The organism is Flavobacterium laiguense (assembly GCF_003097655.1).
GTDB lineage: Bacteria > Bacteroidota > Bacteroidia > Flavobacteriales > Flavobacteriaceae > Flavobacterium > Flavobacterium laiguense.
Genome location: NZ_QCZH01000003.1, coordinates 71,640 through 87,617, shown reverse-complemented (window position 1 = coordinate 87,617; position 15,978 = coordinate 71,640). Strand labels below are relative to the sequence as shown.

General features: G+C 35.9%; 12 protein-coding genes and 2 pseudogenes. 8 read left to right on the top strand and 6 right to left on the bottom strand.

Going from position 1 to position 15,978, the window contains the following annotated elements; genetic code table 11:
- Nucleotide 1: 1 nt before the first annotated feature.
- On the bottom strand, nucleotides 2–1,393 hold the full coding sequence (locus tag DB891_RS04535) for a RagB/SusD family nutrient uptake outer membrane protein (RefSeq protein WP_116761039.1): 1,392 nt from the start codon (nucleotides 1,391–1,393) through the stop codon (nucleotides 2–4).
- Between the two features lie 10 nt (nucleotides 1,394–1,403).
- The gene (locus tag DB891_RS04530) at nucleotides 1,404–4,415 is read right to left on the bottom strand and encodes a SusC/RagA family TonB-linked outer membrane protein (RefSeq protein WP_116761037.1); all 3,012 of its coding nucleotides are present in this window, start codon (nucleotides 4,413–4,415) and stop codon (nucleotides 1,404–1,406) included.
- A gap of 609 nt (nucleotides 4,416–5,024) precedes the next feature.
- Here DB891_RS04530 and DB891_RS04525 point away from each other — a divergent pair.
- The 5 genes and pseudogenes from DB891_RS04525 (at nucleotide 5,025) to DB891_RS04510 (ending at nucleotide 9,402) form a co-directional block, all read left to right on the top strand.
- A complete protein-coding gene (locus DB891_RS04525; RefSeq protein ID WP_116761035.1) occupies nucleotides 5,025–5,327 on the top strand; it encodes a hypothetical protein in 303 nt (100 codons plus the stop codon).
- A gap of 724 nt (nucleotides 5,328–6,051) precedes the next feature.
- Entirely contained in the window at nucleotides 6,052–6,594 is a 543-nt protein-coding gene (locus DB891_RS17715) for a carboxypeptidase-like regulatory domain-containing protein (protein WP_223256050.1), read from the top strand.
- Nucleotides 6,595–6,609: 15 nt separating this feature from the next.
- Nucleotides 6,610–6,708 (top strand): annotated as a pseudogene (locus DB891_RS17870) (TonB-dependent receptor plug domain-containing protein); the annotation flags it as partial.
- A gap of 141 nt (nucleotides 6,709–6,849) precedes the next feature.
- Nucleotides 6,850–8,211: a TonB-dependent receptor plug domain-containing protein gene (locus tag DB891_RS04515; RefSeq protein ID WP_262497826.1), complete on the top strand. Its 1,362-nt coding sequence runs from the start codon at nucleotides 6,850–6,852 to the stop codon at nucleotides 8,209–8,211.
- A gap of 9 nt (nucleotides 8,212–8,220) precedes the next feature.
- Nucleotides 8,221–9,402, top strand: a complete 1,182-nt coding sequence (locus tag DB891_RS04510) for an MFS transporter (protein ID WP_116761031.1) — start codon at nucleotides 8,221–8,223, stop codon at nucleotides 9,400–9,402.
- A 314-nt stretch (nucleotides 9,403–9,716) separates the two neighbouring features.
- Here DB891_RS04510 and DB891_RS04505 read toward each other — a convergent pair whose 3' ends face one another.
- Complete coding sequence (locus DB891_RS04505; RefSeq protein ID WP_116761029.1) at nucleotides 9,717–10,547, bottom strand: LysR family transcriptional regulator; 831 nt, start codon at nucleotides 10,545–10,547, stop codon at nucleotides 9,717–9,719.
- 99 nt (nucleotides 10,548–10,646) lie between these two features.
- Between DB891_RS04505 and DB891_RS04500 the strand changes: the two genes are divergently transcribed.
- From DB891_RS04500 to DB891_RS04490, 3 genes and pseudogenes are all read left to right on the top strand, one after another.
- Nucleotides 10,647–11,378, top strand: a complete 732-nt coding sequence (locus DB891_RS04500) for an SDR family oxidoreductase (protein WP_116761027.1) — start codon at nucleotides 10,647–10,649, stop codon at nucleotides 11,376–11,378.
- Between the two features lie 591 nt (nucleotides 11,379–11,969).
- A pseudogene (locus DB891_RS04495) lies at nucleotides 11,970–12,473 on the top strand (Crp/Fnr family transcriptional regulator); the annotation flags it as partial.
- Between the two features lie 221 nt (nucleotides 12,474–12,694).
- Complete coding sequence (locus DB891_RS04490; protein ID WP_223256048.1) at nucleotides 12,695–13,423, top strand: hypothetical protein; 729 nt, start codon at nucleotides 12,695–12,697, stop codon at nucleotides 13,421–13,423.
- 302 nt (nucleotides 13,424–13,725) lie between these two features.
- Here the strand turns inward: DB891_RS04490 and DB891_RS04485 are convergent, their stop codons facing one another.
- The 3 genes from DB891_RS04485 to DB891_RS04475 all read right to left on the bottom strand — a co-directional run bounded on the left by DB891_RS04485 (nucleotide 13,726) and on the right by DB891_RS04475 (nucleotide 15,915).
- Complete coding sequence (locus DB891_RS04485; protein ID WP_116761021.1) at nucleotides 13,726–13,902, bottom strand: histone H1; 177 nt, start codon at nucleotides 13,900–13,902, stop codon at nucleotides 13,726–13,728.
- 182 nt (nucleotides 13,903–14,084) lie between these two features.
- On the bottom strand, nucleotides 14,085–14,942 hold the full coding sequence (locus DB891_RS04480) for a hypothetical protein (RefSeq protein ID WP_116761019.1): 858 nt from the start codon (nucleotides 14,940–14,942) through the stop codon (nucleotides 14,085–14,087).
- Nucleotides 14,917–15,915, bottom strand: coding sequence for a type IV toxin-antitoxin system AbiEi family antitoxin (locus DB891_RS04475; protein WP_116761017.1), 999 nt, complete (start codon nucleotides 15,913–15,915; stop codon nucleotides 14,917–14,919). The genes DB891_RS04480 and DB891_RS04475 overlap by 26 nt, the downstream gene beginning before the upstream one ends.
- Nucleotides 15,916–15,978 lie beyond the last annotated feature (63 nt).

The window sequence follows — 15,978 nt, the reverse complement described above, 5'->3', positions numbered from 1 at the left end:
TTTAATATCCTGGGTTTTGAGGGCGCAGATTTGGATTGGTACTTAATTCACTTTGAGGAATTGGGAGTAAGCTATCTGTAGCATTCCATCCTGGTTTTATGGCTGATAGTACATTGTCAAGCTGATTAAAGCGCTTCAAATCAAAAAAACGATGTCCATGTTCGGTAAAAAACTCCCACCTTCTTTCCTGTAAGATAGCTTCCAGAATTCCCTGTTTGGTAATAGCAGTTGTATCATTTAGTCCGGCACGATGCCTGATTTTGTTTAAATCTTCTTTAGCACCAATAAGATCACCTTGTTGCGCTCGTGCTTCTGCTCTGATAAGATATTGCTCTGTTAAGCGAAAGACAATGGAGTATTCTTTCGATGTAGCCGTAAAGTTTTCTTCTTTGTACTTATAGGCATGGTGCCAAGTCGTGGTTCCATCTGTTACTTCTTTTATCCAATTTGATTTACGTAAATCACCAATTGTAAAAGAATTTACTAAATCATTATTCAAGGCAACTAAGGGAGGCGGTCCTGATACGAATATAAAGATGGCTGCTTCCTGAGTGTTTCGTCCAGCTGTTGCGGATTGTAATTGCCAGATCGTTTCCTTGGAATTAATTAAAAAGACCTGATCTATATTTTCTTCCAATAAAAAAAGATCTGTTTGGTTTAACAAGGCGGAGGATTCGTTGGCTGCTTCAGCATACGATTTATTATAAAGATATGTTCTAGCCAATAATGCTTTTGCAGTAAATTTATTTGGACGAACTCTGTCACTACTATTATAATTGTCGGGCAAAAAATTAATTGCGTTTTCTAAATCGGTTATGATATGCTCATAAACTTCCTTAGTCGGCATTCTGGTAACTGCACTATTGTTTTTATAATCTGTTTGGGTAATATAGGGAATGTCTCCAAAAAGATTCACAAGATAAAAATGCAATAAAGCCCGAATGAAAAATGCCTCGCCTTGTAATTGCTTCTTGTTTTCAAGAGAAAGACCGGCACTCGCTTGTACCCCTTCGATTATGGAATTTGCAGCGTATATCTGATTGTAAGTTGAGTTCCAATATTCTGCTATAGCTGGGGTAGAGGGTAAAATTGTATTATTATAAAAATCAAAGCTAGGATTAGAGGGAGTTCCATAAGAGGTTAACTCATCGGTATAATTTCCCAATTCGATGGACATACCCGAGTTGGTTCCTGTTAGCATTCCCTTATCTCTAATTTTTGAATATATATCTGTTAGGGCAGCGCTTGCGGTGGCATAATCCTCAAAGACGGTGACATTGGTCAGTTGCGATTTTGGCAACTCAACATCGACGAATGAATCGCAAGAATTCATGGCTAAAAGTAGCATACTGAGCCATAAAAAATATTTTGTAGTAAGATGTATCGTTTTCATTTTTATTACATTAAAATGTTAGTTGAACTCCTGCTGTTATTACTTTAAGAGGAGGTAAGAATCCATAACTGGTAAATTCAGGATCTCCATCTTTGTAAGAAGTGAAAGTCAAAAGATTCTGACTTTGCAACATAATTTTGCATTGGGTATTTTTTAACGGCAGATCGTAGGATAGTGAGATGTTTTTCAAACGAATGAAGGAAGCGTCAGTGATGGAAGCATCACTTTTAGTATATAAATAATCAGCTGTTACCGCAGCATTGTTATTTCCAGCAGTATAGATTTGATAGGACGCATTGTCCCCCGGCTCTTGCCAACTATTTGTTACTCTATTGGGCTGATTGGACATTTGTCCAGCGAATCCCATTGGATATGAACGATTTTTTTGCTTGACAAATTGAAATAAAAAATCAAGCTTCCACCGTTTAAAACTGAGCCCATTTTGAATGCCTCCGTAGTATTTGGGATTTAGATCTACCACAGTTTGTTGGTCTTCAGGAAAAGATATTCGACCGTCACTATTTGTGTCTTCAAATTCGTAAACTCCCGTTTGTGGATTGATCCCTTTATATTTGTAAAGCAATTCAATGTTTAATGGCTGGCCAATACGGTATTGTTGATTATAGGGGGAGCTTTCTAATGCTGGAAAGTGAAGTAGTTTATTGCGAGCAAAAGTTAGGTTTATGCTTGTAATCCAGTTAAAGTTTCCAGTGTTAAAATTAGAGGTGCGTAATGTTAGTTCCAGTCCTGTATTTTCAACTGTAGCATCAAGATTGGATTGCAATACTGTAAAACCAGTTGTACCAGGCAAAGGGACACCCACTAATTGATTAGAAGATCGATTTTGATACCAAGCAACCGTGGCAAAAATTCGATCGTGTAAGAAACCTAGTTCCAGCGCCATTTCCAATTTTTTATTGGTTTCCCAACCAAAATTTGAATTATAAAGGCGTGTAGGTTGCAAACCAATATTTCCATTATAGGCTACTGCTGATGTGGTGTACGTATTTAAAAACTGATAATCTCCAATTTGGTCATTACCTGTAGTACCATAACTAGAACGGATTTTACCAAAACTAAACCATGAATTGTCTTTTAGGAAGCTCTCATTAGAAAATAGCCAAGCAACACCAATTGCTCCAAAATCAGCAAATTGATTTCCAGGGCCAAATCGACTAGATCCATCACGTCGGGCAGTAAGATTCAAAATATAACGCTGTTGCCAGTTGTAATTTATTCTGCCAAAAAAAGCTTGGTATTTGTAGTGGGTTTCATCACTAAGCAATACGTTGACATTATTGGCTGAGGCTAAATTATAGATCAGGCTATTGGAACTAAAGCCATTTCCAGATTGAAAAAGCCTCGTTGTGGTCTGACTTTGAAAGGTAGCTCCCAATAAAACTCCCAGTTTTCCGCTACCAAGGTCTTTTTCCCAATTGATTTGTGGCTCTACTATCCAAGAGGAACGATCCGTATTATTGAGATATATTGCGGAGGTAGCACTGGTAATATTATAAGCAGGATTATATACTGACGAGGGTGCTGTACGGGTTTCTGCAGTACTCAAGTCGGTATATCCAAAACTACTTTTGAGTACTAGTCCCGGCAATAATTCATACGACAATACGGTATTGGCTATCAGATCATTTGTTTTGGATTCGAATTTTGCATTGAGGTTTCTCAGTGGATTATCCCAAGTTCCATTCTCCCAGTTCAAATTACCATCAGCATCATATAGTGGTGGCGCATTAGGAGGTAGCGAACGTGCATCGTAAGTAAAATCAAAAGCAGGTTGATCATTATTCTGAGCGTTATAACCTCCTGAGAATGTTAATCGAAATTTATTATCCTCTGAGCGGTGGTTTAAATTGATTTGACTTCCTCCTTTTTTATATAGGAAGTCACCAGCAAAAACAGTAGATTCGGTGTGATAGTTACCACTTACCAGAAACTGGGTATTTTCAGATCCTCCTGATACAGTACCTTGTAGGTCGTTTATTTGTGAAGTGCCTCCCAAGAGTTCCTTTTGCCAGTCCGTATAACGGTTTTGATCCCAAGTCCCATTAATGTCATAGTCCCAAGGATTGTACTCGGTAATACCATCATTTATAAAAGCTTGTTTGCGCATGGCTAAGTATTGTTGGGTATTCATGAGTTTTATGAATTTTGTAACAGTACCAACACCACAAGAAGCTGTTATGTTAAAAGTGGTTTTTCCGGCTTTTCCCTTTTTTGTAGTAATTAGCACAACTCCATTAGCGCCTCTAGACCCATAGATGGCTGTGGCATCGGCATCTTTTAATATTTCAATGCTTTCAATAGTGTCAGGATTAATACTGTTTAAAGGACTGGTGACGGTAGGAAATGTTGAGGAAGTTTGATTGTAACCAATAGGGTCTGAAGCATAGGGTACACCGTCTATGATATACAATGGAGAATTTCCATCACTACGGATACTATTTTGCCCCCTAATTTTAATGTCAAAACCACCTCCGGGAACACCCGTGGTTTGCGTGATGTTTACACCTGCCATGCGGCCTTGCATAGTTGCCAGCACATTAGTGACAGGTTGGGTTTCGATATCTTTAGCAGTAATTCTGGCAATGCTCCCCGTGCGTTCACTTTGCTTTACGGAATAGTAGCCTGCATTGATCTTGACCTCCTGTAGCGCAGTTGCATCTTCCTGCATTTTAATATTGATTACCGAACGACCAGCAACAGGAATTGTAGCGGTCTTAAATCCCACGTAAGTAAAAATAAGAATATCGTCGGGAGATGCTGTTATGACATATTTGCCGTCGAAATCAGAAACGACCATTTTTTGCTGTCCTTTTACGGAAATACTCACGCCCGATAACGGGCTAGTGCCATCTCTTACGGTACCATTGACCTGAGATTGTTGTTGTGAAATGGAAAGCCGTAAAGTGTTCCGTGCTAAAGCTGGGGCACAACAGAGGTAAAAACCGAAAATAAACGGATACCAAAGTGCCACCAAACCTTTGTTTAATGAAAAAGTTTTCATAATATTGGGTTAGTTAAATGAAATGTTAGTTTTGTTTGCTACGGTCCTCTACTCTAGCTTGCCGGCGGGTTAGAGGGCCTTTTTTTATAAGACTTAAAGTCGAAAGTTTAACGGATGACTGAAAGAGTGGATGATATTTTTTTTATTGCATAGGCATTTGATTTAAAAGTTTTTTAAAAGGAAAGCCTACTGCCGTTGCCTGTTGCAGCCAGACGGTGGCAGTGCCTTTCCTAACTAATTCATTTAATTAATGGGTATTGCGAAACTTAAAATGGAAGCGGTGCTAAGAATGTAAAAACGGAGATTTGTGCCAAGAGAATAAAAAAATGGCATGGAACTCAGCTTAGACGTCTCTTGGTACTGGCATACCTACCACGAATAAGTGAGCCCACGCCAAAGGACGTGAGCATCTTACTTATCATCTCGTGGTTGTAAAACGCCAGTTTCAGAGCCGAGATTCAAAGCGAATGCTTCAATGTTTTTATTTGAAGAGTCGCAAAAGTACAGATATTTTTTAATTATTGATATTCTGTACAATACAAAGATATATTTTTTAACGACTTAAAAGTAGTTAAAAAGAAAAAAAATTATCATTTTTTTTACATAATTATGATAGATGATAAATTATTACGTTTTAAAATTTCAATAATCTTAGTATTGAAAGAACTTCGCGAGCAAAAAAAAGTTTCGCAGGCCGATGTTAATACTGACTTATTAGAAAAGACAGGCTTTGCTCATAATATGGGTAGAAATGAAGTTGAGGGAAATTTTACTATGGAAACACTTTACATCTATTGTAAATACTTTAATATTGAACCTATTGATTTCTTTCGAAAAGTTAACGGCGTAAGTATAGAGGATATTCAAAAATTTCAAAAACATAAAGAAAATAGAACAAGAAAAGATGCCTAGGCATCTTTTCTTGTTTTATAGCTATACGAATAGTTATCAATTCAGGATTATTTGATTTAGGCTAAATAAGTAAGGCTCTATGCGTTCTATATTGGAGGTATGGTATTAGATAATAGGATTTATTGTGGTTTGGGTCACAGGGAAAATATATGAGTTTAGGAGGGATTATTTTCATAATGATAGTTGGAAAACTAGACGGAAGGGATGAAAAAGATGCTTGGTTGGACTTACCCCCAAAAGTTGGACGGTTAACCTAATCCTTCATTTATGAATTACGGTCAATTTGCCGACAAAACAAAATTATTGTTTGTACATTTGCGATGATGAAAGGATACATTAAAATAGTACTTGTAATTCTGATATCGTGTTGCTATGTCAACACCGTATTTGAATTTTCGGATACCGAGGAGAAGGTTAATTTTGAAAATGAAAGTCATGCCTATATTCAACAATTTAGCAACCAAACCTTTGCAAACATTGTAACACAAAGTATTCCGCATTGTGATATTAATTGTGATACACTAATCCAATTACATTTAAGTGCAATTCTACCTGCATCTAAATGTATTTCATCTTACAAAAACTCTTCCTTTCCAAAACCGGATAAGCTTTTTATTTTATATTCTTCTTTCTTGATTTGATGATTTTCTGATTTGACTTTTATAGGCAATTGCTACGCAGTTGTCAGTTTTACTATTTCAGAACAATTCTATTTAAATCCAAAATGAAAAAAATAATATTCATTCTTTTGCTATGTCCATTTATAGCAACAGCCCAAAACACTTTTAAAGCCATCATCAAAGATGAAAAAACAAAAGAAGCACTTGACAGCGTTTCTGTATTCCTAAACGGAACCCAAAACGGCTCAACTTCTGACGAAAAAGGTTTTGTGGTAATTGAAAACATTCCCAACGGCAAACAAACCATTGTTTTCAGTTCTTTTGGTTACCGTAAAATTGAAAGAAACATTTTATTCCCTCAAAATGAAACCATTGTAATATTTCTAGAACCAACATCGGAAGAATTAGAAGAAGTTAAAGTTACCTCAACAAGAAGTAGCCGAGCAATAAAAAATACTCCAACTCGAATTGAAGCGATCGCTTCGGGTGAATTAGAAGAAAAATCCTCGATGCAACCGGGAAATATCAAAATGTTGCTTACCGAAAGCACGGGAATTCAAACGCAACAAACTTCCCAAGTTTCGGGAAGTGCAAGTATTCGCATTCAAGGATTAGATGGGAAGTATACTCAACTTTTACAAGACTGATTTCCATTATATTCAGGTTTTGCAAGTGGTTTGAGTATCTTGCAAATTCCTCCTTTGAATTTAAAACGCGTGGAGGTTATCAAAGGTTCCACTTCAACGCTTTATGGCGGCGGAGCCATTGCGGGATTGATAAACTTGATTACAAAAGAACCAACCGACACAAGAGAAATTTCGTTTTTAGCGAATGTAAATCAAACACAAGCATTGGATTTAAGTGGTTTTTATGCTGAAAGATATAGGAAATCAGGACTTACAATGTATGTTGCAAGCAATTCTCAAAATGCTTATGATGTAAATAATGATGGCTTTTCAGATATTCCAAAATTTGACAGGTATACCATAAGTCCAAAATTTTTCTATTATCCAAATGAAAAAACGACTTTTAGTTTTGGTGCAAACGCAGGATTTGAAAAACGAATTGGTGGAGATATGCAAGTGATAGACAACAAAGCAGATGCTACGCATATGTTTTTTGAGCGAAACAATAGTAATCGATATTCGACACAAGCAAAGTTTGAAAAAACATTTGACAATAAAAATATATTGACAATTAAAAATAGCGTTGGATATTTTAACCGAAAAATAGAAAAACAAACTTATAATTTTGAAGGGCAACAAGTAGCCACTTTTACAGAAGCCAATTATCTAATCCCTAACGAAAAATCAGAATGGAATTTGGGAGCGAATTTAGTTTCGGATAATTTTAAACAAATTAATTTAGTCGCTGACAAATTAGATTATTACAATGCTGCCTTTGGTATTTTTGCTCAAAACAATCTGAACATAACCGAAAAATTTATTTTGGAAAGCGGTTTACGTTTAGACATTACAAACAGAAGCAATGTTTTTGTTTTGCCTCGTTTGTCATTATTGTATAAAATCAACGAAAAATTATCTTCACGATTTGGCGGTGGTTTAGGTTACAAATCACCAACCATTTTTTCGGAAGAAACCGAAGAAAAAGCGTTTCAAAATATAAATTCACTTGATTTTTCAAAAGTCAATCCTGAAAAATCATATGGATTAAATGCCGATGTCAATTACAAAACTACCATTTTTGACGAAGTAAGTTTTGCCGTTAATCAAATGTTTTTTTACACCATTATCAAAAATCCGTTGGTTCTTAATCCAGTTCCTCTGACGGTAAATTATGCCTTTGAAAATGCCAACGGAAATATAGAAACCAAAGGTTTTGAAACAAACGTAAAGCTTCGTTTTGAGGATATTTCTTGTTACATTGGCTACACTTACATTGACGCTCAGAAAAATTTTGATAATAATTCAACCATAAATCCATTAACGGCAAAACATCGAATAAACGCAAACGTAATGTATGAATGGGAAGAAAAATTGCGAATTGCTTACGAGGTTTTTTATGTTGGAAATCAGTATTTGACAAACAACGAAAAAGTTAGGGATTATTGGGTTATGGGAGTTTCAGGAGAATACAAATTCAAGTATTTCAGCATATTTTTGAATCTTGAAAACTTTTTGGACAGCCGACAATCGAAATGGGAAAATATGTATTCTGGAACAATCCAAAACCCACAATTTAGGGAAGTCTATACACCAACTGACGGATTTATATTGAACGGTGGAATTAAAATTAAGCTGTAAAGAAGCCAAATGAAAACAAAAATAATCACACGAACCGTCTGGATATTATCCATAGTCAGTTTGTTTACCGATACGGCGAGCGAAATGCTTTATCCAATAATGCCAATTTATTTAAAAACAATCGGATTTTCTATTGTATTAATAGGTGTTTTGGAAGGTTTTGCAGAAGCTTTGGCAGGTTTAAGCAAAGGATATTTTGGGAAATTATCGGACAATTCCGGAAAACGTGTTCCCTTTGTTCAACTCGGTTATGCTTTAAGCACTATTTCAAAACCAATGATGGCAGTTTTTACATTTCCACTTTGGATTTTCTTTGCACGAGCTATTGACCGCTTCGGGAAAGGAACTCGCACAGGTGCAAGAGATGCTATTTTATCGGATGAGGCAACTCCGGAAACAAAAGGAAAAATTTTTGGTTTTCATCGATCAATGGATACTTTTGGGGCAGTTCTTGGACCCGCAATAGCATTAGTGTATCTATACTTTTACCCACAGGATTACAAAACACTTTTTTATGTCGCTTTTATTCCTGGGTTACTTGCCGTATTGGCTTCCTTTTTTTTGAAAGACAAAACTATAGCCCATCCAATAGAAAGAAAACCGACACCTTTTTTCTCCTTTCTAAATTATTGGAAAACAAGTTCATCACAGTATCGAAAATTAGTAATCGGATTATTGGCATTTACATTATTCAACAGTTCCGATATTTTTTTATTGCTAAAGGCAAAAGAGGCAGGATTAAATGACACAGCAGTAATTGGAATTTATATTTTTTACAATTTGGTTTATGCGCTTTGCGCATTTCCAATAGGAATTTTTGCAGACAAAATAGGATTAAAGAAAATGTTTCTATTTGGACTTTTATTATTTTTAATCGTATATTTTGGGATGGCTTTCAGTACTAATATTTATACTATTGCAATGCTGTTCTTTATTTATGGAGTTTATGCAGCAGCAACTGAGGGGATTTCCAAAGCTTGGATTAGTAATATTTCCGACAGAAAAGATACTGCAACAGCAATCGGAACGTATTCGGGTTTTCAAAGTATTTGTACAATGTTAGCGAGTTCATTAGCAGGCTTAATTTGGTATCAATTTGGTGCAAATTCCACATTTATAATTACTGGAATAGCAACAATTTTTATTAGCATTTACTTCTCATTTTTTGTGGAAAATAAAAAAATATTATGAAACTAAAATCAAACATAGACAAAGACTGGAATAATAATATACGGAAAAAGATGTTTTGAGGCATCTTTTTCTTTTTTATAAGAGGTAAAGAATACTTATCAATTCGGGATTAAAGCTTATCAAAAAAGGATTTTCTGATTTTGTACTAAAAAGTAACTCTCTATAGGTTATATATTTGAGTTATGGAATGGTATGAAATACTAATTAGCCCAGTGGGAGCTTATAAATTGAACGTTGGATTTATATTCGGTATATTTTTGTGGTTTTTAGGAACGTTTCGTAATCATTTTGGATGTTTTTTATTGTTTTAAAAACTATACTTTAGAAAAAAGAGCAATCAGTTGGGCAATTGCGGGATTGTTTAAACTTTCCTTGGGGTAGGAGAATCCTATTTCCCTATAGTATTTCGGTCCATTATAGGGTTTTATTTGGAAGCCTTTCCATGGTTTGGCGAAAAATTCCGGGAGAAACGTGATGCCTAAACCAGCCATCAATAGCGTCAGAACTTCGGTTTTTGTGGTACAATTGGCCACAGTATTCCATTTGCTTCCCGAATTGTTTAGGATCGAAAATGATTGTTGGTGCGCCTCGCAAGGCGGGCAATGGATAAAGTCCTCTTTGGCCAGATCACTCAGTTCGATGATTTCCTTTTCTAATAGAGGGTGGTGATCTGGAATGCATAACACATAGTCTTCATGCCAAAGGGACAAGAATAAGTCCTCTTCGTATTTCCATTCCCGAACTAAAAGATTGATTTCACAATCCCGCCCAATAGGACGAATGTCCCACTCCAGCAATTCGATGTTTTGGGATGCAGTTTTGAAAAAAGTACTTTTGAATTCCTGAGGAAGGTCTTGTGCGACGCCAATGCAAATTTTATGTTTGAACTTTTCGTGTAAAAACAAATCGGGCAAGGTGGCTAAATCGCATAAAATCCTTTTGGCAATGGGGTATAAATAATGTGCTGCTTCTTTAGCGATAACTCCTCTTTTGTGGCGGCTAAAAAGTTCTTTTCCTAATTCTTTTTCGAGTTGTTTTATTCCGTTGGAGATGTTAGGCTGAGAAACAAAACATTGTTCTGCAGCACGGGTCAGGTTTTTCTGTTCGTAAACAGCGACAAAAAACTTTAGTATTCTCGTATCCATAATTATTATGTATGATAACTATTTAAAAATTGTATTTTGAGTCCAGTTAGAAGTGCTCTACCTTTGCGGTCTTATAAATAAGTGCAAATATATATCATAATGAAAAAGTATCATAAACCTTTAATTGTTATTACTGGAGCTAGTTCGGGAATTGGTGCCGCTACGGCAAAATTATTTTCCGCTCAAGGATATCCTTTATTGCTATTGGCCAGAAGAATAGAAAAAATCGAAGCTTTAGGCTTGCCTGACACTCTTTGCAAAAAAGTGGATGTCATCGATTATGATTCTTTGAAAGCTGCTATTATCGAGGCAGAGGCACTATACGGTCCAACTGATGCGATCGTCAACAATGCTGGGGTGATGCTTCTTGGAGACATTGCGAGTCAGGACGCTAAAGAATGGAAGGAAATGTTTGATGTGAATATTTTGGGATTGCTAAACGGAATGCAAGCTGTTTTACCCCAAATGAAGGAAAGACAACACGGAACGATCATCAATATCAGTTCTATTGCCGGCAGAAAAACTTTCCCCAATCACGCAGCCTATTGTGGTACTAAATTTGGGGTGCACGCCATAACCGAAAATGGAAGAGAAGAAGCCGCCAGTTTTAACGTTCGTATGGTAACCATAGCTCCAGGAGCTGTTGAAACCGAATTGTTGTCACATACTACTTCTGAAGCAATCAAAGTGGGGTATGGTGTATGGAAAGACGAAATGGGAGGTGTGTTAGACCCGAATGATGTAGCAAGTGCAATTGCATATGCATACAACCAACCGCAAGGCGTAAATATAAGAGAGATCGTTTTGGCTGCGACAAAACAACAGCAGTAGATAAGTTTGCTTGATTCCTCAGGTATTAACTCGTTCATGTTTGATATTTGAGGTATGGAATTGTATAAAATGACACTATCTTCATTTACTGCAAATACAAAACTGCTTGTCCTAATTATTATTTTTATGATTTAAAAATTCGATATGAATTTTTAAATCATAAAAAAATCTATTGACAATGAGTCACTATCTCGGATAATTAAGGCCAAAAGAATGGCCAGAAGTATTACAAAATATTCTATTCGTTCTTCCTTTTTCTCTGCATATCAGTTCATACTCTACAGCTTTTTTTGTACGACTAACGCAAACATAACATAATCTTTGTTGTCGGTTTTTTTTGGTTATATTTGGGTTGGAGTTAATTCAATAGTCAGCTTTTAGCAATGGGCGCAAAACATTATTATGTGGTGCAAATAGACTTAAATTCGAAAGTGGCGGCATGAAACAGACAACGTTCCCAAACACAACCCAACAAGACAATCAGAACTATTTATGATGAATGTATTAATTCAACAATTACAGGAACAGTATTCCTTTTCAGAAGAAGACATTGCGTTGATTAAGGAAAATACCTAAACAAAAACCTTTCAGGCAGGCGATTATTTCTTGGAAGCGGGTGCTATTGCCCATCAAATTGGATTTGTGGTTTCGGGCGTGTTTCGTTTCTTTTTTTACGACAAAAATGCAAACGAAATCACCAGTGTTTTTCTCAAGGAAAATGAATTCGTAACCAATCTGACCAGTTTTTTCGAGTACTTGCCTTGCTCGGGTTCCATTCAGGCCGAAACGGATGCCGATATAATAATTATTGACCGAAAAGCTTGGGACTTGTTTTGTCAAAAAATCCCAAATTGGGAAAAGGTTTTGAGACAAATCAGCGATAAATTTTTGATAGACAAAATCAATTTTCAACGATCACTCATCAATCAGGATGCGGCAAGCACCTATCTTAATTTTGTGGCAAAATATCCAACCGTTATCCAACGGGTGCCATTAGGACATATCGCCACTTTTTTGGGCATTACCCAATCCTCTTTGAGCAGAATCAGAAAACAGCTTGCCGAAAATCATTTTTTGCCAAATGACAAAAAATAAAGGCTAAATTTATAAGAGTTTTGTCATTCCTAAAACAAAGTATTGCATTTGCCGTGTTGCCCTTTAGCAATTTCAAATACTGATACTCAAACTAAAAAATAATGAATAATATTTTTGAATTAGAACAACTAACCCATTTAGTACTGGCACAATACCACCGCTGGTACCAGGTCTATGAAGTGCCTTTCACGGAGGAACGCATCAAAAATCAAAAGGATATTTTGAGTGATGACGTGGAAATTAGTTCCCAATTGGGCACCACAAAGGGCAAAGAGGGATTGGAAGACCGTCTCAAAGTCTATACGGGATGGCAAAATGCCCACCACGTAAAACACACCGAGGTGCAACTATTACCTGATGGACAACTGTCACTCGAAGCCGATATCCTCTATCAAAACATCCGCCCGGATAACAGTAAATATAGCTACACGCTACATTATTCCACGGAGCTGCAACCAAGGGAAAATGACCTGCCGCTATTTACCAAATTGGATCTGAAACCCACAGGCGAAGTAAAGGAATTTATTTTTGAAGATGCCTATCCTGAAAACAGGGTTAAATCATTCATGCACTATTGGCTCTATCTGATGGAAAATCCAAACAGTGATAAGTTTAGGGAATTATTAGCAGCTGATTTTGCACTACAATTAAGTGCAGGACAAAATATTACCGCTTTACCGGAATTCGACGAATGGATGAAATCAATTTCAAGCAGGATTCTAACGAGTAGCCATTCCTACAATAACCTTAAAATAGTGGATAATGAAGACAACACATTCACCGTTTTCGTAGACTTCGATTGGAAAGGTATCAATATAAATAATGAAAAAATGATTGCCGAAACCCATCACGAATGGCTATTGACCAACAACATGGAAGAACGCTTTGCCAGAATGAAAACAATGAAAGTGACAATCATCAAACCTTTTCAGGTAGTCACTGACTTTTAAGTTTTTGAAGTCTTATCATATCTGTCGCAAAGATCACTGTGAGAGCCAAAGCCGATTTTAGTAATAGAATTGGCTTTTTCTTTAGTGTGTGTCTTTTGTTTAGAAAAATATTTAGATAATGATGTTAAAATAAAAATAGTTGAATGTGAACTATTAGGCCTTTTTTAGACTGATAAAATGTATTATTAACACCAACAGCTAAGTTTTCGTTGTACAGCCCATTTAAAAATCTAAATCTTTAGAAAATAACATAAGAACCTCGCTTAAGTCATTTTAAGCGAGGTTTGTTTTTGACCAAAATATTATTTTTTTGATTCTTCTACAGAAACTTTTCTAAACTCTTTTAATAGTTTCTCTATTTCCAAAGTTGATTTACGGGCTCTTGGTCCGGCTGCTTTAACACCTTTCTCAATAAGTGATTCAGATTCTGTTTTAAATGTTTCGATTTCGGCGTTGATTTTTTCGATTAAATCTTTCATGATAGTACTTTATTAAATTAGGGTGCAAAAATAAAAGTTTGCTTATTAGATATAACTAATTTGTTGTTAAATTCTCATTTTTTTATGAGTGGTTGCGATATGTAATTCAATATATATAGACGGTGGTTGGTTGGTTATGAGTGACTTAAGAGTTGATTACTCGATTTTAATTTTATAAGCTATCAGTTTTCTAAATACCCGATTTTTACCTGTTCCAGCAGTTTTACATTTTCTTCTATCGTATTTTGAAAAAACTCTGCCATAATTTTGGCGATATCGCTGGAGTGAATATCAAGCGTATTTTTCTTTAGTATCTTTTTTATCCTTAGAAAAAGATCTTCGTTCAATTGAGCAATTTTACCCATATCCCTTCCTAAAACTCTTGCAGCAATCCAATGCAGGTTGATATCTTTATCTCCAAAAAGATCATTGTGTTTTTCATATATCTCATCAGCATACATATCAAAAAAATGCTTCAGGATTTTGCTAATGTCTTTGATATCATCGCGTCTTATTTCTGGACGTTCTTGAAAAGCAAGCAACTTGAGTAGTACAATGCCAGGCAAGGTGCAAAACTTGAAACGGTGTTTTTCTTCGAGCTCAGCTTCCGGAAGACCGGAATCATATATCTCTTTGAATCCAGGCATATTGAGACTGGTAAGCCCAGTGCCTTCAACCGTTACATTAGTAGGTTTGGCTTCGATTTCACCAAAAGGCATTAAATCTATTTGTATGATATTTTTCCATTTAAGGACAAAACCATTGCCTTTATAGGGTGTAAATCCTTCCACATTGATGAGATATTCTCTGAGATCCGCATAGGTGTTTTTGTCATTTATAAAAACGGCAAAATCGATGTCTCCAGTTACTCTGCTGGGTGGTATATCGTTTATGGCTGTCATCCAAACATCACGTGCCACGGCACCGACTAGATAAAAGTCTATCCCATATTTATTCAGCCCCTTTTCTAATGCGGTAAGCATTTCTGAAATGTATGGCTGCTGTTGTAATTGTTTAAAACTGATCTTGTAAATACTCATCGTAAATTTTTTGTGCGGTTTCAGTACATCTGCGGTCTCCTTTATTCATTAAATCGGCATAGGCTAAGAGCGGATGTACCGTGTTTGTGTTTTCTTGCGCATCTATCCAAAACTGTTTAAATACTTTAATATTGCCTTCTAAATCCGGAACGAGACGGTAATTTTTCATTAAATCGCTTCTTTCTTCGTTGGTGTATAGGGTCAATTCCTCCGGACGTAAATAATTGGTGAGGAGATCGCCTGCCGGTTCTCCGCCCCAGATTGTTTTACTGTTTTTAAGAGGAACATCTTTCCAGTTATAAAAATCGTCTTTATTTAGGAAACGAAATGTTCCTATCGCTAATGTTGGCTTTAGGCGTTTTTCATATTCCATCACCCATTTATCTAACAATTTTTTCTTGTTTTCAATCATGAGTTCATTCTTGGTTAGCTGTATTAAAAAACCTTCCTCTTTTAAGCCATTGAATATGGTGTTTAAAGTACCAATTCCAGTATTCGTTAATTCAGCAATTTCCCGATAGGTACTGTTGATACAATCCTTAATTAGAAATTGATAAATCACTTTTAATCCTGTTTTAGTAAAAGCTCTATTAGTTGTCTTATTTTTTAGCTCTATAGGTGCATTGCCATCAATATAGAGATAGATTTCATCCTTATTCAGGAAGATGTTCCCATTTGCTTCTAGATAGGCAATATTTCTTTTGCGTAGCTCTTCCTTTATTTTTGGGAAGATTCGTTGTGCGACAATAATAAAAGGATTTTTTGTAATGGCAAGTTCTTCTATTTTAGCAAGATGTATGTTCCTAAGTTCTTTTTTTATCTCAGCATATAGTTCTACGGTATGTTTATTCAACTGCAGTAGTAGTGTACCATCAATAGCATCATCATTGTTGAGTTCTTTCCACTCCACATTGATAGTACCGTCCTTTTGAAGATTATTTATAGCGTACTGTATAATCTCTTTTTCATTCATTTGTTCACTTATTTATAATGTTCGCGAAAACGTGAACATTTAAAATTAATGAACAAATGTACT

What these genes read in the sequence shown, in the direction of transcription:
- DB891_RS04535 (WP_116761039.1), bottom strand. Translation starts at nt 1,393, where the DNA reads ATGAAAACGATACATCTTACTACAAAATATTTTTTATGGCTCAGTATG.
- DB891_RS04530 (WP_116761037.1), bottom strand. Translation starts at nt 4,415, where the DNA reads ATGAAAACTTTTTCATTAAACAAAGGTTTGGTGGCACTTTGGTATCCG.
- DB891_RS04525 (WP_116761035.1), top strand. Translation starts at nt 5,025, where the DNA reads ATGATAGATGATAAATTATTACGTTTTAAAATTTCAATAATCTTAGTA.
- DB891_RS17715 (WP_223256050.1), top strand. Translation starts at nt 6,052, where the DNA reads ATGAAAAAAATAATATTCATTCTTTTGCTATGTCCATTTATAGCAACA.
- DB891_RS04515 (WP_262497826.1), top strand. Translation starts at nt 6,850, where the DNA reads ATGTATGTTGCAAGCAATTCTCAAAATGCTTATGATGTAAATAATGAT.
- DB891_RS04510 (WP_116761031.1), top strand. Translation starts at nt 8,221, where the DNA reads ATGAAAACAAAAATAATCACACGAACCGTCTGGATATTATCCATAGTC.
- DB891_RS04505 (WP_116761029.1), bottom strand. Translation starts at nt 10,547, where the DNA reads ATGGATACGAGAATACTAAAGTTTTTTGTCGCTGTTTACGAACAGAAA.
- DB891_RS04500 (WP_116761027.1), top strand. Translation starts at nt 10,647, where the DNA reads ATGAAAAAGTATCATAAACCTTTAATTGTTATTACTGGAGCTAGTTCG.
- DB891_RS04485 (WP_116761021.1), bottom strand. Translation starts at nt 13,902, where the DNA reads ATGAAAGATTTAATCGAAAAAATCAACGCCGAAATCGAAACATTTAAA.
- DB891_RS04480 (WP_116761019.1), bottom strand. Translation starts at nt 14,942, where the DNA reads ATGAGTATTTACAAGATCAGTTTTAAACAATTACAACAGCAGCCATAC.
- DB891_RS04475 (WP_116761017.1), bottom strand. Translation starts at nt 15,915, where the DNA reads ATGAATGAAAAAGAGATTATACAGTACGCTATAAATAATCTTCAAAAG.